The organism is Roseibium sp. MMSF_3544, assembly GCF_030732845.1.
Lineage (GTDB): Bacteria > Pseudomonadota > Alphaproteobacteria > Rhizobiales > Stappiaceae > Roseibium.
On the sequence record NZ_JASHKA010000008.1, the window covers coordinates 160624 to 182201 of the forward strand.

Genomic DNA, 21578 nt, shown 5'->3' on the forward strand with positions numbered 1-21578 from the left:
TTCAGGCCACAAATTTACACTCGGCTGAAACGGCAAGCCGTCAGCCCGTTTTCAGAATCGGCCACCCCAATGCGTGGGGTTAGCGGTTGCCCGCAATCGTGAACATAAAATCTCCGTGGCTCGGCATGGGTGCCGAGCGTTCATGAGACGTATCCTAACGAGGCTTTGAACTCAATCCAATGGTCGAATTGGCTCAGCGATGATACGTCCACGGCCTGGGCCTCGATCCCGGTGAAAATACGGTTTTGCTTATCCCGCCAGTGCGCATCAATAAGATAAGAGATCTATTTTTTTATGTGTAAATGACCCTATATTAGCCGCATGGCAGATCGAACCCGCAACCGCCTTTTGCATGCACTGAAAGCCACCGGTCCACAGACGGCTGCAGATCTGGCCAAGGGCCTGAATGTGACGCCCGTTGCCGTCAGGCAGCATCTCGACGGATTGCATCGGGACGGACTTGTCGGGTTCGCGGACCAAAAAGGCTCTGTCGGGCGACCCAAACGGATCTGGGATCTGACGGACGACGGACACCAGCAGTTTCCGGACAGCCATTCCAATCTGGCTGTGAGCCTCTTGAGCGGCGTAAGCGACCTTTACGGCGAAGAGGGGCTGGAAAAGCTGATTGCACACCGAGAGGCGAAATCGCGTCAGACCTACCGGAACGCCATGGAGGATGCCCCGGATCTTGGCGGCAGGGTGCAGGCGCTTGCCGAACTTCGCAGCCGTGAGGGTTACATGGCTGAAGTGATCGAAGAGGAAAACGGATTTCTCCTGGTCGAAAATCATTGTTCGATCTGCGCGGCTGCGACCGCCAATCAAGGGTTCTGCCGCTCTGAGCTCAATCTGTTCCAGGAAGTGCTTGGGCCGGGCGTAAACGTCAGCCGAATCGAGCATCTGCTGTCGGGTGATCGCCGCTGCATGTACAGAATTGCGCCACACGATAAGTCAAGGGATCCTCTTTAGGGTACGGACACAGTTTCAGGAGTTGAAGGCGTGGCATTCGCCAGACCGCTCTTTGCGGGATTGATCGATCGGTACTTTCGTCCGTTTGAAACGCACTTGAAGCCGCTTGACCTGCCGGTTGAACCGCTGCCGGACCAGGGGCCGCTGCGGCTGGTGTGGCATTTTGCCAAGATGTTCCGCTGGCAGCTCGTCATCGTGTCCGTGCTGGCGATGATTTCCTCCGCCCTTGGATTGGCCGGCATCTGGGCAATTGCCTTTGTTGTCGACGGGGTCACGACGTCGGGAGCCTCGGCGTTTTTGTCAGATCATGGCTGGATGCTGGTCGGGTTTTTCGTGCTCTTTGTGCTTCTTGACCCACTGGCTTTCCTCCTGCGGCAAACCTTTGCCTTTCAGACCGTTCGTATCCTGCTTCCAGCGGCAATGCGATGGCAGGCGCACAAGGCCGTGGAAGCCCAGGATCTGGCGTTCTTCGAGGACACGTTCGCCGGCCAGGTCGCGTCCCGGATTGCTCAGGTCACCATGTCGGTGCATCGGCAGATGATGCTGGCGATTGAAAGAATTCCGTATCTCATCATTCAGTTTGGCGGCTCGTTTATTTTGTTGCTGGCGCTGTCCTGGCCTTTGGCGCTGCCGGTATTCGTCTGGATCGTCGCCAATTCGCTCGTCGCCTGGCTGGCGATCCCCGCTTATATGCAACGGTCTGCCAAAGTTGCCGCAGCCAACTCCCGCGCCACGGGTGCAATGACCGATGTCTATTCCAACATAGCCATGGTCAAGCTGTTTGCCGCCGAGGATTCTGAGGCCGGTGCTATCCGGAAAGTCATTGGCGAAACGATTGACACCCGGCATAGCGAGAACCGGTCCTACATCCTGACCGACAGCGGCGTTTATTTCCTCAACGTTCTCATGATGCTCGCGGTTGTCGTGATCGGCTTCTGGGGCATGATCGGCGGATGGGTGACGATCGGTGATTTTGTTGCGGGCCTGACAGTCACCCGGAGCCTGGCTGCGGCGTCTTCCAGCTTCATTGGCGTCGGGCAATCCATCACCAGCACGCTCGGGACCATCAAGGATGCCATGCCGATCATGACCAGCCGGCCCGAGATCACGGATGACCCGGAGGCATCGGAACTGGATGTTACCAGCGGCCGGATAGACTTTGAAAATGTCTCATTTACCTATCAGAAAGACCGCAAACCGGTTCTTGAGACCTTCAATCTCACCATCGAACCGGGCGAACGTGTTGGTCTTGTGGGTCTGTCCGGAGCCGGCAAGTCGACGGTGATTTCACTGCTCATGCGCCTGCGTGACGTTTCCGCTGGCAGAATCAGGATTGACGGCCAGGACATTCGTGAGGTGACGCAGGCGTCGCTGCGCAACCAGATCGGTGTCGTCACGCAGGACATTTCTCTTCTCAACCGCTCCATTCGCGACAACATCCGCTATGGAAAGCCGCAGGCAGGAGAGGATGAGATCCTCGCCGCTGCGAAAGCCGCGGAAGCTCTCGACTTTATTCTGGAACAAAAGGACAGCAAGGGCCGTGAAGGTCTTGACGCCCATGTCGGCGACCGAGGCGTCAAGCTTTCCGGAGGGCAGCGCCAGCGCATCACGATTGCCAGGGTGCTCCTGAAAAATGCGCCTATTCTGATCCTTGACGAGGCGACCTCTGCTCTCGACAGCGAGGCCGAGCTTGCCATTCAGCAAAATCTCGCACGCATCATGGAGGGCAGGACAACTCTTGCTGTTGCCCACCGACTGTCCACGATCGCGGCGATGGACCGTTTAGTCGTGATGGACAAAGGCCGCATCATCGAGCAAGGCACGCACCGGGATCTGCTTGCAAATGGCGGTCTCTACGCCATGCTGTGGGAGCGTCAATCCGGCGGGTTTCTGGCACTCAGTGCAGCGGAATAACCCTATTCGTCATCGCCGTCGAAGGATCACGCGCGTGTGCCATTGTTCGCAGGCGTAAATGGACGTCTTTTCCCGGTAGAGTGCATCAAGGCGCCTGAAGAACTCGTCTTCCAGCCATTGCGCATCCTTTCCGGCACTCGCGCCTGGTTCAAATAGATGGGCGCGCAGGGACGTTGCAGCGAAAGCCTTGGTATAGCCAGTGTATCGGCGGGCATAGTCCACCGGATCGCTCAGATAGGCGGAAAAGAGGTCGCCGCCGTCATCGAGGGGAATGACGGCAATGGTGTCGATTTCGAATGCTTCGTCCAGATCCGCGTGTTTTTCAAACGGCTTGCGGGCTTCTGCCTCCGTCATGAACCACAATCCGAAAACAAAATGATCGGCCGCATCACGGTCCAGCAGCCCGTCTTCCACCATGGACGCCGTGACCGCCTGCAAGGCACGGTAAATTCCACGCCCGGAGGCGGCGGTCTGGTTGATTTCACCTTCTTCGGGCACAGCGCCCAGTGACGAAACATATAAGTAACCGCCGGGCTGCAATTCCTCTGCCCGCAGACGCAGGAAAAGCGTCCAGTCGTCTTCTGCCCTCTGCCACATCTGCTGGCGTGCATCTCCCGTCAGGTCGGCAAACCAGATCGTCTCGGGTGCATGGAACCGGACGGAAGTCCGCAGCCAGTGGCCGGCGAAAAAGCAGGTCGCAAGCGAAACCGATGCATCTGGCACCATCCGTTCGTAAAAAGACCCGACTGCGGTCTGGACCAAAGGCGCGTTTGGACCCGCTGCGTAGCCGGTCTCGCCGAAAACCAAACCCGTCAACCCGTTCCAGTCGTTGCCGGGAAGGTCTGCGTGGCAAACCGACAATGCTCGCGACGGGTTCGATTTCTGCCATGTCGCCAGCGCCGGTCGGACCGTCTCGATCGCGCTTTGCCCGGGACCGCATCCATAATCGGTGAAATTCAAGAGGCCAGGGAGTGACGAAATGCGTGCGGCAAGCTCGGAGATGACATCCGAGTTTCGCAAAGCATGCTGTTTTTGCGCGAGGGAGTTTGCATCGTAGTCGACCATTCCCTCGGTCGAACGACCGTCCGTGTCCGATTCTGGCATGTTGCCCCCCAACTTGATTTCGTCATTGATGCTATACGTTCATTGCAGAATTGCGCATTTTCGTGTCGTGTTGAAGGCCTCAGGTGAAACCTGCATGCATGAGCGCCGGGGCAGCCCAATCCCATCCGTCAGGTATGCTCGGCCAGGCATGCGTCGTAGGGGCGAGCAAGCGATTGGAAAGGGGTGCCGGATGGCCGGCAGCATAACCAGCAAAACGCTGCCGCTGCGTTCCCCGTACTGCTGAAATACGAACCTATAGCGTCGATGTGTTGACTGTTGTCAGCGGTCTGTTGATTTTCAGAAATAGAGCTGACAATACTCCCGCATGGATAAGCGAGAACGCGCAGAACTCTTTCGGGAACGTCTTTCCGACGCCATTCGCAGCCGGGACATGAACCGCAGCGATCTGGCACGGGGCGCAAAGCTCGATCGCTCAACCGTCTCCCAGCTCCTGTCCGAAGACGCTCCGCGCCTGCCCAACGGACAGGCGCTGGCATCGATTTCAACAGCGCTGGGTGTTTCCGCGGACTGGCTCCTCGGTCTGTCGACCCACAGGGGGGCCGCAGCCGAAATCCTCGATCAGGCCGTCCAGATCGCGGAAACAGAACGGCATCCGGTCGATGAACACCTCCTTGCCTGGTTCCGGGACGCTGTCGGTGCGAAAATCCGCCATGTTCCGGCCAACCTGCCTGATGTTCTGAAGACCGAAGCCGTTCTTGCCTATGAATATGCTGGCGAGACCTTGCGCACGGCAGGCCAGGCGATCACCGGTACAAGGGACCAGCGTGCCCTCTTGCACCGGGCGGAATCGGACATGGAAATCGCGCTCTCCCGTGAGGCGCTGGAGGGGTTCGCCAGGGGTGAGGGGCTATGGGCGGGGCTGTCAGGCGATCAGCGACGCGAACAGCTTAACGTGATGGGGCAAAGCCTGTCGGATCTCTACCCCTCTTTGCGGCTGCATCTGTTTGGCGCAACGGACAGGTATTCTTCGCCCTTCACGGTTTTCGGCCAGAAATGGGCAGCGCTTTATCTCGGACAAAGATATCTGGCGTTCTCAAACACACGCCACGTCCAGTTGTTCGCGTGGCATTTCGATGATCTGGTTCGGCATGCGGTTGTGCGCTCGCATGAGGCAGGTGAGTTTGTATCGGGCCTGGCGGCAAATATCTGACCCGGATACCGCGTAGAACAAGGGCTTCCGTTATTCGATCGGAAGCCCGTGCATCTTCAAAAACGACAGTTTGTCCCAATACCCTCGCTGGAAAGCGATTTTTCCGTCTTTGACGGTGAAAAAACCGCAGCCTCGAAGGCCTGTGGGGTCTCGCCATTCCAGGATCGCGACGTCATCCGCCTCATGAATGAACTCCACAAGGCAGGTCATGTCGGCAGTTGCGAACTCCTGTTGGAACATTGTCCTGATCGCGTCGCGCCCTTCGACCGGGTCTTGCGTGACCTGGTGGTTCACGGCGTTCTCGGCATAGAGCGCTGCCAACGCATCCGAATCGCCGGCGTTGAAGCACTTTACCCACTCTTCCACGACTGCCTTGGGTGTCATTCTCTCTCGCTTTGGATTGGTGACTTGGTGACGCCGCACCTGAACGATCCAGCTTTATTGTATTCTCAACTGGGGCTTACCGGAATGGAAACATTCCTTTCATGGGAGCTTGATCAGATGGCGTCGCCGGGTCGGAATCCGGGCCGGTTTCAATGGCAGCCCGCTTTCAGGAAAGGCGCGTGCATGAAACAAAACGTACATCCATGAGACGATTTTTCTTGACAATTGATTACTTTTGATTACATATGTAAACATATCGATACAAACGAAAACGATTGGTGAGGCAAATGCCGAAAAGCATCCCGATCAGCGTAAGGCTCAGTGACGACGACGTTGCATTTTTGGCGGGGTACGAGGTTCAGGGCGCCCGAACCCCAAGCGACAAGATGCGGGAAATCCTCAAGGCAGCGCGCGAGCGCGAGGAGGGGGTCCAGGATGTTGCCGCCTGCGAGGATTTATTGCAGACCATGGTGCGTCCGGCCGAAAAGGGCTTGCGACAATTGCAGAGGGAAAGCGGGATCAGATCCGACTTTGTCATGAAACTGTATGAACGCTTGCCCGAAATGGTCGCCGAACTGATCGCGTCCGCACCGGGGGCGGATGGCGACAAGCAGGATCTGGTCCGGTTTGAGGCAGCATTGTCCGCGGAATTGTTTTCGTTGATCGAAGAGATTTTCGACCTGGGCCTGACCACGCCGAGCCGAACTTATGACCCGGGGCTGATGGACAAGAAAATGGAGCCGATCCTGGAAGTTGCCCGTCTTCTGGATCAGCGGCGTCAGGCAAAGAGTTGAAATATGAAAAGTCGTGCAACCTTGCGCTTGACACAGCCGGCGTTCGGGGAGCGTGTGGTGTTCGTATTTTTGAATGTGCCGCGACCGGTGGCGGTCGCCCATAGGCAGCTGATTTCAATTTGTTGAATTTCTTAGAACGAAATGGAAAGGAAGGAAAATGGCAGAAGGTCTCGTTGCACGCGTCAAGCGTCTTGTCTCCGGCGGGGTGAACCAGCTGGTGGATTCCATCGAAAACACTTCCCCCGAAACCGTCATGGCGGAAGCAATCCGTGAAGTCGACCGGGCCATTGACCAGGTACGTGATGAATTGGCCGGCGTGCTGGCGAACAAGCATCTGGCAAATACGCGCCTTGGTGAGACGACGTCCCGCCACGAAGAGCTGCAGGGTCAGATCGCCCTGGCCGTGAAGGAAGGCCGTGACGATCTCGCAGAAGCCGCGATCGCACGCCAGCTTGATCTTGAAGTGCAGATCCCTGTTTTGGAGACCGCAGTTGCGGATGCCAGCCGGGAAGAGAAGGAACTGGAAGGCTACATCAGTGCACTCCAGGCCCGGAAGCGCGAGATGGAAGCTGAGCTCGATAACTTCCGCCGGGCACAGCAGCAAAGCGCGACGGACAGCGCCGCCTCCGGCGCTGCTGCCCAGTCCGACAGCGTCGAAGGTAAGACCCGCAAAGCGGAAGAAGCCTTTGACCGGGTCATGAAGGGTGCGACCGGTTTGCCGGGAGGGATCTCCACCGACAAGGCCGACGCAACCAAACTGGCCGAACTGGACGATCTGGCGCGGAAAAACAGGGTGTCTGAACGTCTTGCTGCATTGAAGGCGTCGGCGAAAGACGCTTGAACATGATCGAGTTCATCCTAGCCGGGCCGAACACACCCTTTGCGGTTGCTCTCGGCCTGATGATCGCGATCGCGCTTGCAGAAGGCGTCGGAACGCTTTTGGGGTTGGGGCTGTCGAGCATGATCGACAGCCTGCTGCCGGAAGTCGACCTGCCGGACGCAGACTTGCCCGACTTGGAAGCACCGGACTTTGATGCAGATCTTCAAGCGGGTGCGCTTCCGGGCGATCTCGAGACGGTAGCTGCCGGGACCGAAGTGACCGGACCCGGGCAGGGGATCTTCTCCCAGATCCTTGGTTGGCTGTGTTTCGGAAAGGTACCTGCGCTCATCATCCTGGTAATCCTTCTCACCGGCTTCGGTCTTGTCGGCTATGTCCTTCAGAGCCTGGTTCAGTCCGTCTCAGGCTTCCTGCTTCCGGGCATCGTTGCATCGGCCGTCGCGTTTGCAGGGGCATTGCCCTTTACGCGGGTAACCGCGCTTGGCGTGTCGAAAATCATGCCCAAGGACGAAAGCGATGCCGTTTCACGCCGAAGCTTTGTCGGGAAACCTGCGCGGGTGGTCCAGGGCCACGCCAAAAAGGGGCTTCCCGCCCAGGCGCGGCTAACCGACCCGACCGGGCAGAGCCACTACGTGCTTGTGGAACCGGATGTCGAAGGTGAGGTGCTTGAGCAGGGCGCGGAGGTTATCATCGTGCGCCAGCAGGGCCCGCATTTCACCGCGATCAGGAATACCAACGCGACTTTGACCGGCGCCGGCGACTAGGGTCCTGACCCTAGCGCCCGCGCCGGGCATTCAATTTCATCAAGTAAGTAAAGGAGTTGAGAGTTATGGAGCAACTCATAGGCATTTTGATCCTCGTAGGCATCGGCTTTGTGGCCTTGCTTGCCATCGGTTTGATTATTTCGCGGCTCTATCGCCGGTCTTCCAAGGAAGTCTCGTTCGTCCGGACCGGTTTCGGTGGACAGCGCGTCGTCATGAATGGCGGAACGCTGGTTCTGCCAGTGCTGCACGACGTCATTCCCGTCAACATGAACACATTGCGCCTGGAGGTGCGTCGTTCCAACGACCAGGCTCTGATCACGAAGGACCGCATGCGTGTTGACGTCCTGGCGGAGTTCTACGTCCGTGTTCAGCCGACAATCGAATCCATCGCCAACGCGGCCCAGACGCTGGGTCAGCGCACCATGAAGCCCGAGGCGCTGCGTGAGCTGGTCGAAGGCAAGTTCGTCGACGCGCTGCGCGCGGTGGCGGCCGAGATGGCCATGGAAGAACTCCATGAACAACGGGTGAACTTTGTTCAGAAGGTGCAGGCCGCCGTTTCGGAGGACATTCTGAAGAACGGCCTGGAGCTGGAATCCGTTTCGCTCACGGGGCTCGACCAGACCAATCGTGAATACTTCAATCCGGAAAACGCCTTTGATGCCGAAGGTCTGACCAAGCTCACCCAGGAGATCGAGGAGCGCCGCAAGAAGCGTAACGACATCGAGCAGGAGACCCAGGTCCTGATCCAGCGCAAGAACCTGGAAGCTGAGCAAGAGCGGTTGCAGATCAACCGGGAAGAGGAATTTGCACGGCTCGAGCAGCAGAGGGAGATTGAAATCCGCCGGGCGGAGCAGAGTTCTCTGATTGCCAAACAGCAGGCGGAGCGGGAGCGTGAGGCCGAAGAAGCCAAGATTCTGGCCAGCCAGAAGGTCAAGGAAAAGGACATTGAATCCAGCCAGGCCGTGACCGAGCGCCAGATCGCCATGGACCAGCAGGTGCGCGAGCGGGAGATTTCCAAGGAACGTACCGTTGAGTCGGCGAATGTCGAAAAGCAGAAGCTTGTCGAACTTGCCGAACAGGACCGCGACATTGCCGTTGCCGCCAAGTCGCGCGAAAAGTCCGAGGCCGAGGCAGAGGCTGATGAGGCCCGCGCCATCGCTGCCCGTGCAGCCGAGCAGGTTGCGACGGCACGCGAAACGGAAGTTGCAGAACGTGACAAGCAGATCGAGCTGATCGAAGCCCGCAAGGCTGCCGAAATGGAAGCCGTTGCGGTCACGGTCGGTGCGGAAGCCCAGAAGCGGGCTGCGGTCGATCACGCTGAAGCTGTGCGGATCTCAGCAGAGGCCGAGGCAGCCAAGCAGCGCATCGAGGCCCAGGGCTCGGCTGAAGCCGACAAGCTCCGTGCAGAGGCCGAAAAGGCGCTTTATGAAGTGGAAGCAGCCGGTCAGCGCGCGATCAACGAGGCCGCCAACCTCTTGTCGCCCGATCAGATCGCGATGCAGGTTCGCATCAAGCTTCTTGAGCAATTGCCTGAAATCATTGCAGAAAGCGTCAAGCCTATGGAGCAGATCGACGGCATCAAGATCATCCAGGTGGATGGTATGACCGGTGGCGCGGGAGCGTCTGCCAACGGGCAAGGCGGCAATGGCGGCGGCGGAAACCTCGCCGACCAGATGGTCTCCTCCGCGCTCAAGTACCGCTCACAGGCGCCGCTACTTGACGCCATGATGAAGGAAGTGGGACTGGACGGGTCCGGGTTGTCGGGCTTGACGTCAAGTCTCGGGGATGCCGCAACCGCGGCCCCGGAAGCCGAAGGTGCATCGGAAAGCGCGTCAAACGGCGTCGATCCGAAGCCGGTCGCAAAGCCGACGGCGCCGGCAATCGCCCCGAAGGCAGCGGACAATCCTGAAGCCTGAGCTCAGGTCCCTGACAGGAAGAATCCGGCGGCGAAAGCTGCCGGATTTCGTGTTTCTTGGCCGCGGCCAAACTGATGCCTGTTCGGGAAGCTGGCTTAAGCAGGGTCGACACGCGCCGATTAATGATGAGCCCTGTGGTGGTTCAGTGTCTTGGCGAGATCGAGGCTCTTGCTTGGCTTGAAGCTATCTGCTTCGGCCATCGCCCAGAACGCGGAATAGCCCGGAAGGTCGTGCGCTTCTTCAAGAAGTGCGCCTTTCTTGAGCCAGGTAAAGGCCGCATTGGCCGACATGATCTCTCGCGGGCCGCCGCGCAGGAAAAAGTGCTCCGGCTTGAATTCGCGCGGGTGGTTCAGCCCCGCAGCAGCAGTGAAAGCCATGAGCGATTTCAGCGTGTTGCGATGGAAATTGGTCACGCGTTCGGCCTTGTCAGGCACCACCAGCGCCTGCTGGCGCTTGTGGTCCTGGGTCGCCACGCCCGTCGGACAGCGATTTGTGTGACAGCTTTGGGACTGGATGCAGCCGACGGCAAACATGAAGCCGCGGGCTGAATTCACCCAGTCGGCACCCAGGCACATGGTACCGGAAATGTCGAAAGCACTGATCAGTTTGCCGCTCGCACCCAGTTTGATGTCGTCGCGAATGCCTGTGGCCACCAGGCTGTTATGGACGAAAAGAAGCCCTTGGAGGAGGGGCGTGCCCAACCGGTTTGCGAATTCAATCGGTGCCGCGCCCGTGCCGCCTTCGGCACCGTCCACAACAATGAAATCAGGTTTGATGCCGGTTTTCAGCATGGCCTTCACGATGGCCATGAATTCCCAGCGGTGGCCGATGCAAAGCTTGAACCCGACCGGCTTTCCGCCTGACAGCTCGCGAAGCGTTTGAATGAACTCAAGCAGCTCGATCGGTGTTGAAAAGGCCGAATGAGAAGCCGGTGACACGCAGTCCACACCAACCGGAACGCCGCGCGCCTCGGCGATCTCCTCTGACACCTTCGGACCGGGCAGGACGCCGCCATGGCCGGGCTTTGCGCCCTGGCTCATCTTGATTTCGATCATCTTGATCTGCGGATCTGACGCCTGGGCCTTGAATTTGTCAGGATCGAATTTTCCGTCTGCCGACCGGCAGCCGAAATAACCGCTACCAAGTTCCCAAACGAGGTCGCCGCCGCCTTCGCGGTGATAGCGAGAAACGCTGCCTTCACCCGTGTCGTGATAAAAGTGCCCGGCCTTCGCCCCCTTGTTGAGCGCGAGAATGGCATTTCCCGACAGAGAGCCGAAGCTCATCGCCGAGATATTGTAGAGCGATGCGGAGTAGGGCTGTTTGCAGTCCGGCCCGCCGATCGTAACCCTGAGCTCGTCGTGGTTTTCCGGCTTTGGCGTGATGGAGTGGTTCACCCATCCGTAGTGGTCGTTATAGACGTCAAGTTCCGTGCCGAACGGGAGCACGTCCTCAATGTTCTTGGCGCGGTCATAGACCATCGACCGGCGTTCCCGCGAGAACGGCCGGCCATCCTGGTTGCTTTCGAAAAAGTACTGTCTGAGCTCCGGCCGGATCGCTTCAAACAAGAAACGAAAATGCCCGATAACGGGGTAGTTCCTGAGGACCGCGTGCCTGGTCTGCTGCAGGTCGAAACAGCCAATCAGCGACAGGATGCCGAATACGAGGAACGGCCAAAAGAAATGAATATTGACGGCGAACATCAAAACGAAAGTGACAAACGTCACCAGAATGCAAAGCGCAAAAACAGTATAGCGGGCAGGAAACACGACCGGTGACCCCTCTTGAATTCTCTCCTGCATAGTTGTGTCAGCCCACCAGCCAAAAGAAAAGGGAGATCGTGAAACACTGACACATCTGCCGTGAAAAACACTGCAAGCGAGAGGGGTTGGTTGATCGCAATGCGGACTTTCGGTGCGCTCGCGACGTTCCGGATGTTGCTGCCGGTTCAAACTCTCCTCGCTTCTGAATGTCGGAGGCTTCGCCATGGCAACAGTTTTCCTGGGTCGAATTTGGAGTTCGATTCAATTTGGAATTGTATGCTGGTTGGTGGTCGTAACGCAGCGTTTTGCTTAGTATCTCAATCAAATTTTGGAATTTTTATTTTCGATTAATTGAGTTTGGTGGGTTGAGATATGTTTGGACTGAGTACTTTTGAAACTATAGTTATTCTGCTTTTGCTGTTTGTTTGCGGAGCGGTGATATTCATTGCGAGATCGAAGACCGCGAATGCCGCCGCCGATCCGGATGCAGACGGCGCTTCGTCTGCGTTTCGCGAGATGCTGGCGGACGACATCGTCAAGTACTCGATATACGGCCTCGTGCTGGTTTCGGTTGTGGTTATTGCTGTGGGCATCTTGCGTGCCTCAAGCGACGACAAGGCCGTTGAAAACAGCCAGTACGTCTTCGCAGCACTCCTGCCGCTTTTCGCAACCTGGGTCGGAACCGTGCTTGCGTACTACTTCAGCAAGCAGAATTTCGAAGCAGCCAGCAAAGCGACGGAAAGTCTCGTGAAGATTTCCACCCAGAAACTGAGGTCGGTCTCGATCGAAGAAGCGATGATCCCGCTGAGTTCGATCATCGGCAACGTGGAGGCTCCGAATGGTAACCTGCGAGAAGTGCCGCTGCAAAAGGTCGCTGAGGCGTTGGAGAACAAACTGCCGAGCGGACGGCCAATCTCAAGAGTTGTCATCCTGACGCCGTCCAAAGCCTGCATCGGCGTCATTCATCGGAGTATCTGGAGCGAAATGCGGGCTGTGGTCGCCGCCGCCGGTACAAAGGTGAATTTCAAAAACGAGGCTGCAAACAAGGACACGCTCGACAAGGTCCATGACATTGAAAGCGAGACCCGTGCGCCGGAGAAATTTGGCAACTTCATCGCGGGTTCCATTGCCTTTGCAAGAGCCGGGGCAACGCTTGCCGACGCCAAGATGCGCATGGAGAGCAGGGATGATTGTCAGGACGTGTTTGTGACCGCCAATGGCAGTTCCGCAGAACCCATTATCGGTTGGGTGACCAACCAGGAGATCAGTAAGGCGCTTGAAGCCTGAGCAGGCAACTGACGTGCGGTGGACGGACGGTTTATCCGTTTTGCTGCGCTGGTCTTGTTCAGGAGGGCGCAAGCAATCCCATGAGCCGTTCCGCCGTTCCGCGTGCACCGGGTTCTCGCGCCATCTCCGCCGCAGCTTTTTCGGCAGATGTGGCGTGATCCTGTTTTTCCAGCTCTTCTAAAGCGCCGGACAGGGCCTCTGGCGTCAACTTCTTTTGTGGAATGGGCGCCGGTCCGGCACCGATCTTGTGGACCCGCTCGGCCCAGAAGGGTTGATCTCCGAAAACGGGACAAACCAGCGAGGGCCTGCCCCAACGCAGTGCTTCGTGTGTTGTCCCGGCACCGCCATGATGGACAATTCCGGCGCATTTCGGAAACAGCCAGCTATGCGGAGCGTTGTCTATGACGAGAACCCGTTCCGCAAGTCCGGACGGCAGGGTTTCCTTGACGAGACCGCCCCAACCGGTGGCGATGACGGCCCGCTGCCCCGTCATGCCAAGCGCGCCAAACAGGATTTCGGTGAGGTCTTTGGGATCCTTGCTCGGCATGGAGCCGAACCCGAGATATACGGGCGGAGCACCGTCACCAAGAAATCTCGCCAGGTCTTCGGGTGGGGTGAAATCGGGATCCGGATCGGTAAACCAGTATCCGCACTGCCAGTATTCAGCCGACCAGTCGTCGGGTGTGGGCACAAGTGCCCGCGAGTAGGCCTGCAAGGACAGTGCGCTCATGCGCTCTGGCGCGAAACCGTCAATTGTCGATCCGGTCGCGCCAAGTTCTTTGGCAGCTTCTGTGCGAAGCGGCTTGAAGAGCGCGCCAAGTCCAAATCGCATGAGCAGGCGGCCAAGGCCGAAGCTCTTGCGATTGAGATAGGGACCCATGTCGGGAATCCCGAACAATGCCAGCGGAAATGCCCGCGTTGGTGCGATCACCGGCTGCAGGGCGGTGGATAAGGCGGGCACGTCCAGTCGGCGTCCGACAAGCGTCATCACGGTCGCTTTGAGATTGAACAGGATAAGGTCGGGTTTTTCCTCCAGTCCCGTCGTCCAGAAATCCTTTGCAACGTTCTGCTGGAGGGCCATGTTGCGGCGCGCTGCCTTGAGTTTTCCGGTGACCGAATGCAGAGCTTCCTTGATTTCGTCCTGTTGCAACAATGCCTGGAAGTTGATGGCGGCGGGCCGGGATCGGGCGCCCGCGTTTTCGATCATGGTTTCGAAACCCTCGCCCGTGCTGACAACGACTTCAGCCCCGAGTTTCACCAGTTCCCTGGCAAGAGCGATATAGGGCTGGACATCACCGCGCGTCCCAAGTGTCGCAATCAGGATTCTGGGTTTGGCGTCCTGCATGATGGTTCCGGAAAGCGCGCACTTGAAAGCGCGGGAAAGGAGAGGGGTGCTCCGTTGAAATGGAGGTCAAGGGCCGGATTTGCAACCATTGGTGTGATCGCCTAAGCCTGTCCTCTGGTACATTTCCACTGAACCGGGACCTGTGTGACCCATGCAGACTGTCTTTTCAATCCGCACGTCGGGGCAGGGCCTCTACGAATTCACTCGCTCGGTTTCCGCTTGGCTGGCGGAAGAGCAGGCCCAGGGCGGGTTGTTGACGCTCTTTGTCCGCCACACCTCCTGCTCGTTATTGATCCAGGAAAATGCAGATCCTGATGTGCAGACAGACCTGAAAGCCTACTTTGAGCGTCTGGTGCCTGACACCAACCATCCCAGCATGGGTTACCTCGTCCATACCCATGAAGGACCGGACGACATGCCGGCGCACATCAAGGCGTCCGTGCTGCCGGTCTCGCTTTCCATTCCGGTGTCCCGCGGACAGATGGTTCTCGGCACCTGGCAGGGCATCTACGTCTTCGAACATCGCACCCGTCCGCATCATCGTCAGGTCGCGGCGCATTTCTTGCGCGATCGTGCGTGATCCGGAACGACGATGGCCAGCGCAGTCATGCAAAGGGTCCTGATCGCCGGATGCCCAGGTTCAGGCAAATCAACAGCGGCGTTGCGGCTTGGTGAGCTGACGGGATTGCCGGTGGTCCATTTGGACCAGTTGTACTGGAAACCCGGTTGGGTACCCCCTGAAAAGGGAGTTTGGCCTGACGTTCTAAGGCAGCAGTGCAGCGAACCGCGCTGGATCATGGATGGAAACTATGGAAGCACGCTTCATCTGAGACTGGAGTTTGCCGACACCGTGCTCTTCCTGGACTATCCGACCTGGATTTGCGCGTCGAGAATGATGAAACGCACTTTTTGGGGACGTGTTGGCGGGTCGGAATCAGGCCGGCCGGATGGGTGTCCGGAAAGGTTCAATTGGGAGTTCTTTCGGTTCATTCTCAACTACCGAAAAACGAAGCGCTTTCGTGACTTTGAACAGATCAGAGAGTTTCGCGGCGAGTTGCACGTCTTTGAGCACCCAGTGGAGCTGGATGCCTTTTTGTCAGGTTTGGCGGCTCAGTCTCAAAACGGGCTCTAAGATGAACCTCTGAGCGCCGGCAACCCGATGCCGGTGCTGTCGAAGCCGCCATCGGATGCGATGACCTGTCCTGTCACGTAGCTGGCCTGTTCTGAACACAGAAATGCGATCACCTCCGCGATTTCCATTTCGCTGCCGTAGCGGTTGAGCGGAATGGCGTCGTGATAGGCGTCGATGATATCCTGGCTATGAACGGCCATCGCAAGTTTCGTGCGCACCGGGCCAGGGCAGACACAGTTTGCACGAACGCCATGTTCCCCAAGCTCCGCCGCCTGTTGCTTGGTGAGATGAATGACGGCAGCCTTTGACGTTCCGTAGGCAACCCGCAAGGTCGAAGCGCGCAGACCGGAAATCGAAGCGATGTTGACGATCGAGCCGCCGGATGCCTTCAACGCAGGGATCGTCGCCTGCGAGATCAGAAACACACCGTCGAGGTTCGTTTCCATCACCGTGCGCCAGGTTCGAAAATCCGTTTCCTCCATGGGCCCGAACTGGGCAACGCCAGCATTGTTGACGACAGCGTCCAGGCCGCCGAATTTTTCAAGAATTGCCGGAACAGTCGCGTCGACCTGGGTCGGAACGGAAACATCGCATTCAAACGGTGCGGCATTCTCCAAATCTCTCGACGCGGTCGCGAGTTCCTCGCTGTCACGGTCGATCATGGCGACCTTCCATCCCCGTTCAAGCATCAGTTTGGTCGTCGCGAGGCCGATCCCTCTGGCAGCGCCTGTTATGAGAGCAGTTTTCCGGGTCATCTTGTCTGTGGCTCCGATATGCGGGTAGGCGGATTCTCTCACAGTTATCTCACACCTTATTACCTTGCGAGAGAGGGCGGACGATCACACACTGTTCATGAACGATGAAGATCGTTCCTCCCCTGCATAACTGGCGCCGGGACTGAACAGTTCTGGCGCCTTTTTTTCGTCCTCTCCGGGCTTCCAGTCCGCCATACGTACCTCGCTTCGGTCCCTAGGTGGGTGCCGTCGAAGTCTGCTGCATTAGGTGAGAACGCGCTGTCAACGCATGGAAATGCACACTCTGATCGCCCCCGCGTTGTCCCAAAGCGCAACATCACTATCGTTGATCCGGAAGGCATAGTTCCCAGCCGGGTCACGTGCATTTACAGCCAGTGCCGCGAATTCTGCGAAAGGTACAATTCGGCCGGACTGGTCGCGAACCAGCATTTCACCGAAAGCATAGGACTGGTCGAACTTGTAGCCGTAAAGGGGGCCGAGTTTCTGTGCGTCGCTGCCCGAGTAGCCCCTGGGTCCGACAGGTCCATAGAGCCCGGCAATGACGCTCCAGCTGCCCGAGAAACCGACCTGACTGATCTTTCCATGCGGAAGAGTGACGCCTTGCCAGCCCTTTTTCGCGTTGACGTCAAGACAGTAATCAGCAGCCTGAACAAGGTTTGGAAACAACAGGATAAGCGAGAAAACTGAAAGAAGAAGTTTAACCATGATTTGTTCCGGTTACTTTGATGCCCGGAAGCAAATATCACTGTTCCCAATTCGTCAAGGTTTCAAATAAGTGTCAGTTTTTTCGGCAGAAAATAGAACTGATTCGTGATTTACTCACGTTTATCTCACACTTTATTTCCTTGTAAGATCGGCGCCCAGAACCCACATTATACTTGAACGATGAGGGTCGTTCCTCCCCAGACTGGCGCCGGGCTTTTCAAAAGTCCTGGCGCCATTTTTTATGGTGTCCTGGTGTTGTGCCCGGGTCCAAGAAGGGCGGCCCGCGCCGTCGGACGGGGACGACGCGGGCACTAACACCGGCCTGAAAAGGAGGGGCTCAGGTCACGGTGTTTGCAGCAGCCGCCAGCATGGCGGCAATCTGGTCCTTCAGGTGAAGGCGCTTCTTCTTCAGATCTTCAAGGACTTCGTCAGCAGCCGGTGCCACATTGGTTTCAATGCGGTGAACTTCCCGGTTTATCGTGTGATATTCGTCCGCAAGTCGCGCAAAATGGGCGTCATTTGTCTTCAGCATATGCAGAGTGTCTGCCGCTTCAGGAAATTCTTCGTGCAACTCGTGTGGAACGTGACTCATTCATGCCTCCTTTTAAGACCCACAAAGTGACGCCAAGTCGGAGGCGCCACCTTGAGCCAGATCAATCGTGCATGAATTGACAGGGGATCAGGACCAGCGTCGGCAGGCGCGGGCGATTGACTTGGAAAACGAGCTTTAGACGCGCGAAAACGCACTGTCATTTGCTCGGTTATGGTGGGAGCTGCGCCGCCCTCAGACCGAAGAAATGACGCTGCCGAGCCTTTCCGCGACCCACCAGGCCGACAGGATCGCAATGGCCGTCAGTGTACCCAGCCGTGCAGGCCGGAGGGCGGGGGTCGCTAGGCGGTCGAGCACAAAGACGAAGGTGAGGGTGACGGCCAGAATGATGAGTTGTCCCACCTCGATGCCAACATTGAAGGCGAGCAGTGCCGGGACGAGGTCCGGTGCGTCGCGGCCGAGAATGTCCCCGAGAACGAAGGAGAAGCCGAGGCCGTGCAGCAATCCGATGCCTGCGAAAACGACAATGGAGCCGGACCTCTGGACCATCGCCGCAACGGCCGCGTAGAGCACGGAAGCAGCGATCGCCGATTCGACAACCGGTATGAACCACGGCCAGGACGGTGTCGCGCCCAGGAAGGTGGCAATCAGTGTGACCGAGTGGCCAATGGTGAACGCCGTGACCAGGAAAATGAGTTTGCGTGTTGCCCCGACACCAAGTGCCAAGGCAATGACCAGCAACACGTGGTCCAGGCCTTCCAGGATGTGCAGCATGCCCTGGTACACGAAGTGCGCCAAAGTGGACAGGCGTGAACCATTGATAACTGCCGGTTGCTCGAGTTGGCCGGAGGCGGTCGTCGAGACCGGAGGGGTGACACGGGCATCGACCAGGTGGTTTTCGATTGAGACACCTGGCCCTGGGAGAAGAGGCGTATAAGCGGACCGAACTTCAAGCTCACCAGTCAGATCCGGACTTTCGATGCGCACGGCATAGTCAATTATTGCCGCGCCGAAGACAGGATCGAACGTCGTGCTGGCAGTCTGAAGCGCGGCACGAGCTGTTTCCAGGCTATCAATAACCTGAGGCGGGCGGCGGCTTAAAACCGTGAAACCGGAGAGGGTCGAGGTCAGGTCCAATCCGGATTGCGAAAACACCAGGGCATTTTGGAGCCGCTCTTCGAAGCCGTTTCGGTCCCGGGCGATTGCTGCAAGGTCAAGTCTGTAGCGCGTGCCGTTGCCAGTCGGCTCAAGTCGTAAAAAAGGTGAATGGAGAGGCACCTGTTCCACTTGCGACCGGCCGACAAGGTCTGAAAAAACCAGGGGCGCCGGGACCCGGACGAAAGCAACAAGGTGGCCGTCCTCCGTGGCAACGAGGATCGTACGAACCTTGGCGCCTTCCGAAAAATGCGCAAATGCCTGTGCGGTCAGCAGCAGGAATGCGGCAATGCCCAGATATAGGAGCCGCAACGGACTCGAAAAACGCGCGCTCATCATATTCCTCTGGATCTTCCGCATGGTGCTCCGGGCAGGGAAGCCTGCCCGGTACAGTCTTCAGGGATATCGGCAGATTTGCAAAGGCTTACTGCCAGAATTTTTCCTGCCAGGTCATTTGCGGAAGCTCGGCGACAACTTCAAACGTTTTCGATTGTTTGAAAGTACGGCCATAGCGGTCGGTCGTGGTCACCTCCAGCGTGTGGATGCCAACGGGCAGGTCCTGTGGTAACTGAGCGCGCCACAGGTGGCTGGACTTGGTGGAGAGCATCCAGTTCTGGAAGGGACCCGCAGCACCTTTCCAGTGTGTGCCCTGCCAGGTATAGAAACCTGCCGTTTCATCACCACCTTCTGCGCTTTTCACAGCAATCCGTCCATTGGTGGACTGCCTGGCAAGAGCCAGCGGATCGGCATAGGTCGGACCATCCAGCACTTCTTCACCGTCACCTTTCTGTGTGCGTGTGGCCTCGGTCGCAGCGCCGCCATTGATCGTGAAGGAGACCTTGCTTTCCCTGGAGCCATTCCAGACGTTGATCGCGACGTAGGTTGTTTCGCTGAGATCGTCCTGCGTCAGCATGTCCATGTCGCCGAGATCGTTGATCGTGACCGGCGGAATAATGTCGCTCGGGACATCGTAGAGATTGGTGTAGCTGACAAGCTTTTCCGCCCACTCGCGGAAACGAGGCGTGTTGAAGGATACGTGCATCTGGTCGTTTTCGGTGCCTTCGAATGTCATGTACGTGTCGACATAGTCGGGGCCGGAAAAATCGAGCACATAGTAGCCGCGTGGGGAGCCGAGACGCTGCGTGCCGTGTGGGACGCCGTCCTTGTTGAGATCGCCCGCCCACCAGGACCCGGAAACGGCACCGGTAACGATCTGGTGGAACTTCGCCGGTCCGGTGCCCGTAGCCTCTTCCCAGCCTTTGAAATATTCGCCCGGAAGGATCTGCTCTGTCGTGTGCGTGTGGCCGGACAAACCAAGCGCCGGCCTGTCGCCGATCAGCTCATAAAGCTTGTCGAGATTGTCCACCTGGTGCTTTTGGGCTTCCGCGTCTGTGTATGTCACGAAGGGAATGTGCGCGTTCAACACAATCAGCTTGTTTTCGGGAACATTGGCCAGGTCGTTCTTCAGCCATTCCAGCTGGCGCTCGGAGATGACGCCGTTATAGGACGGCTTGGCGCTGAGATCGCAGAACGAGTGGGCATCGACACCGTTACACGGATAGCGCACGTCATCGAGTACGACGAAATGCACCTGACCGATGTCGAAGGAGTAGTATTCCGGGCCGAACTCACGGCGGAAGGTATCGAAACTGTCAGCATCGCTCTTGGCGTCGAAATCCAGGTCGTGATTGCCGGCAACGTAATATTGCGGAACGCCTCCGGTCGCGACGATCTTTTTGAAGCGTGGATAGAGCGACAGGTCGTCGCCCATGACATCGCCCTCGAACAACAGGCACTGGGTCTCGGAATTGTCCCGGTTGGACAGCATGTTGCCGACGGTTTTGCGCACGTATGAGATTTCTGCGTTTGTGTAGGGCTGCGTATCGCCAAACACAAGGCACTGGAACTGGTCGCCAACTGCGTCTTCGATCAGCGGAAAATTGACCGCTTGGGGCAACGGCCCAGTCGGCTCGATGCCGCCAAAGCGCAGATCCGGCGAACCGGCAATTTTGTGCACGTAGTTGAACTGCGGAACCATGTCCTTGCTGACCGGCGTGGAATAGCCCGCCGGCTTTGTGATGAACAGGTTCATGTCATCATAAGAAGGCAACTCGTAGCCGCCGTCGGATCCGGTCACAACGACCTCGCGGCCATTCGAGACGAGCACGCCCGCAACGCCGGTTTCACCGTCATCCAGCTTGGAATTCCGGTTGGCATCGACAAAAACCTTGCCGGTTGCCTTGTCGGCGGCCAGATCGCCGCGAACAACGTCCAATGTGCCAACATAGCTTGCATCCTTGGCGAGGGCGCCGGATGCGACTGCGCTTGCGCCTGCCACGAGCAGGGCCAAGGTCATCTTTTTCATGAGAGCCTCCGAGGGGTAAGGCTGATGGGCCAGCCGCTCTCCACTTTCTCCGGCCTCAATGACGGTAGCTTGTCGATCGCGTTAAAGTTTTATTTCGAAAGACATACACGTCATGTCATGGTGACAGGAAACTGTCATATCGACGCGTTCGCTATTCCTGAGTTTTCGAAAAAACGGCTGAAAACGGGGATAGAGGGACGAAAAATCGAAAACTCTCCTGACAGGTAGTTGTCAGGAGGGCCTTGGTAGGGTGCCACCCATCGCATTTGTTCAAGGAGACCCACCATGACATTCACACCTGATCATTTCACCGTCTGGATGGAGATTCCCGTCGTTGATCTTGAGAAGGCAATCGCCTTTTACAACGATGTCTTCCAGACCGAACTGAAGCTGATAACCGACATGGGACCGAACCCGATCGCCATGTTCATGACCAAGGACGAAAAGACGGGTACCGCCGGTCATCTTTATCCGGGCAAACCGGCTGAAAAAGGATCGGGACCAACCATACACTTGCTGTGTCCGGACGGCCTTGAGGCGACCATGGAACGATTTGTGAAAGCAGGTGGCGAGGTTGTCTCCGATCCGATAGGCATACCAGCAGGACGCTTCGCTTATGGGATTGACCCGGATGGCAATTCAATCGGACTGTTCGAGTTCCAAGGGGGCTGAT

At 57.6% G+C, this 21578-nt stretch carries 20 protein-coding genes; 11 read left to right on the forward strand and 9 right to left on the reverse strand.

The window, feature by feature from the left end; genetic code table 11:
* Positions 1-321: 321 nt before the first annotated feature.
* Positions 322-966, forward strand: coding sequence for a metalloregulator ArsR/SmtB family transcription factor (locus tag RBB47_RS13660; protein WP_305986366.1), 645 nt, complete (start codon positions 322-324; stop codon positions 964-966).
* A gap of 30 nt (positions 967-996) precedes the next feature.
* Entirely contained in the window at positions 997-2880 is a 1884-nt protein-coding gene (locus RBB47_RS13665) for an ABC transporter ATP-binding protein (RefSeq protein WP_305986367.1), read from the forward strand.
* A gap of 9 nt (positions 2881-2889) precedes the next feature.
* Here the strand turns inward: RBB47_RS13665 and RBB47_RS13670 are convergent, their stop codons facing one another.
* A complete protein-coding gene (locus RBB47_RS13670; RefSeq protein WP_305986368.1) occupies positions 2890-3984 on the reverse strand; it encodes a hypothetical protein in 1095 nt (364 codons plus the stop codon).
* Between the two features lie 325 nt (positions 3985-4309).
* On the opposite strand from RBB47_RS13670, the gene RBB47_RS13675 reads away from it, so the two are divergent.
* Positions 4310-5155: a helix-turn-helix domain-containing protein gene (locus RBB47_RS13675; protein ID WP_305986369.1), complete on the forward strand. Its 846-nt coding sequence runs from the start codon at positions 4310-4312 to the stop codon at positions 5153-5155.
* A gap of 30 nt (positions 5156-5185) precedes the next feature.
* On the opposite strand, the gene RBB47_RS13680 is transcribed toward RBB47_RS13675, so the two are convergent.
* Positions 5186-5539, reverse strand: coding sequence for a nuclear transport factor 2 family protein (locus RBB47_RS13680; protein ID WP_305986370.1), 354 nt, complete (start codon positions 5537-5539; stop codon positions 5186-5188).
* Between the two features lie 287 nt (positions 5540-5826).
* On the opposite strand from RBB47_RS13680, the gene RBB47_RS13685 reads away from it, so the two are divergent.
* The 4 genes from RBB47_RS13685 to RBB47_RS13700 all read left to right on the forward strand — a co-directional run bounded on the left by RBB47_RS13685 (position 5827) and on the right by RBB47_RS13700 (position 9851).
* Positions 5827-6333, forward strand: a complete 507-nt coding sequence (locus RBB47_RS13685) for a hypothetical protein (RefSeq protein WP_305986371.1) — start codon at positions 5827-5829, stop codon at positions 6331-6333.
* Between the two features lie 157 nt (positions 6334-6490).
* Positions 6491-7174, forward strand: a complete 684-nt coding sequence (locus RBB47_RS13690) for a PspA/IM30 family protein (protein WP_305986372.1) — start codon at positions 6491-6493, stop codon at positions 7172-7174.
* A gap of 2 nt (positions 7175-7176) precedes the next feature.
* On the forward strand, positions 7177-7935 hold the full coding sequence (locus RBB47_RS13695) for a YqiJ family protein (protein ID WP_305986373.1): 759 nt from the start codon (positions 7177-7179) through the stop codon (positions 7933-7935).
* A 65-nt stretch (positions 7936-8000) separates the two neighbouring features.
* Positions 8001-9851, forward strand: a complete 1851-nt coding sequence (locus RBB47_RS13700) for a flotillin family protein (protein ID WP_305986374.1) — start codon at positions 8001-8003, stop codon at positions 9849-9851.
* Positions 9852-9970: 119 nt separating this feature from the next.
* Here the strand turns inward: RBB47_RS13700 and RBB47_RS13705 are convergent, their stop codons facing one another.
* Entirely contained in the window at positions 9971-11650 is a 1680-nt protein-coding gene (locus tag RBB47_RS13705) for an FMN-binding glutamate synthase family protein (protein WP_305986375.1), read from the reverse strand.
* A 396-nt stretch (positions 11651-12046) separates the two neighbouring features.
* On the opposite strand from RBB47_RS13705, the gene RBB47_RS13710 reads away from it, so the two are divergent.
* Complete coding sequence (locus RBB47_RS13710; protein ID WP_305986376.1) at positions 12047-12898, forward strand: hypothetical protein; 852 nt, start codon at positions 12047-12049, stop codon at positions 12896-12898.
* A 58-nt stretch (positions 12899-12956) separates the two neighbouring features.
* Here RBB47_RS13710 and RBB47_RS13715 read toward each other — a convergent pair whose 3' ends face one another.
* Entirely contained in the window at positions 12957-14243 is a 1287-nt protein-coding gene (locus RBB47_RS13715) for a glycosyltransferase (RefSeq protein WP_305986377.1), read from the reverse strand.
* 151 nt (positions 14244-14394) lie between these two features.
* Between RBB47_RS13715 and RBB47_RS13720 the strand changes: the two genes are divergently transcribed.
* Complete coding sequence (locus tag RBB47_RS13720; RefSeq protein WP_305986378.1) at positions 14395-14823, forward strand: secondary thiamine-phosphate synthase enzyme YjbQ; 429 nt, start codon at positions 14395-14397, stop codon at positions 14821-14823.
* Between the two features lie 12 nt (positions 14824-14835).
* Complete coding sequence (locus tag RBB47_RS13725; RefSeq protein WP_305986379.1) at positions 14836-15375, forward strand: adenylate kinase; 540 nt, start codon at positions 14836-14838, stop codon at positions 15373-15375.
* Here RBB47_RS13725 and RBB47_RS13730 read toward each other — a convergent pair.
* The 5 genes from RBB47_RS13730 to RBB47_RS13750 form a co-directional block, all read right to left on the reverse strand.
* Positions 15372-16130 (reverse strand): SDR family NAD(P)-dependent oxidoreductase, encoded by a 759-nt coding sequence (locus tag RBB47_RS13730; RefSeq protein WP_305986380.1) that lies wholly within the window; start codon positions 16128-16130, stop codon positions 15372-15374. The genes RBB47_RS13725 and RBB47_RS13730 overlap by 4 nt on opposite strands.
* A gap of 261 nt (positions 16131-16391) precedes the next feature.
* Positions 16392-16835 (reverse strand): hypothetical protein, encoded by a 444-nt coding sequence (locus RBB47_RS13735; RefSeq protein WP_305986381.1) that lies wholly within the window; start codon positions 16833-16835, stop codon positions 16392-16394.
* A gap of 337 nt (positions 16836-17172) precedes the next feature.
* Positions 17173-17427 (reverse strand): YdcH family protein, encoded by a 255-nt coding sequence (locus RBB47_RS13740; protein ID WP_305986382.1) that lies wholly within the window; start codon positions 17425-17427, stop codon positions 17173-17175.
* A gap of 192 nt (positions 17428-17619) precedes the next feature.
* Positions 17620-18876 (reverse strand): HupE/UreJ family protein, encoded by a 1257-nt coding sequence (locus RBB47_RS13745; protein WP_305986383.1) that lies wholly within the window; start codon positions 18874-18876, stop codon positions 17620-17622.
* Positions 18877-18964: 88 nt separating this feature from the next.
* Positions 18965-20905, reverse strand: a complete 1941-nt coding sequence (locus RBB47_RS13750; protein ID WP_305986384.1) for a calcineurin-like phosphoesterase family protein — start codon at positions 20903-20905, stop codon at positions 18965-18967.
* 285 nt (positions 20906-21190) lie between these two features.
* On the opposite strand from RBB47_RS13750, the gene RBB47_RS13755 reads away from it, so the two are divergent.
* Entirely contained in the window at positions 21191-21577 is a 387-nt protein-coding gene (locus RBB47_RS13755; protein ID WP_305986385.1) for a VOC family protein, read from the forward strand.
* Position 21578 lies beyond the last annotated feature (1 nt).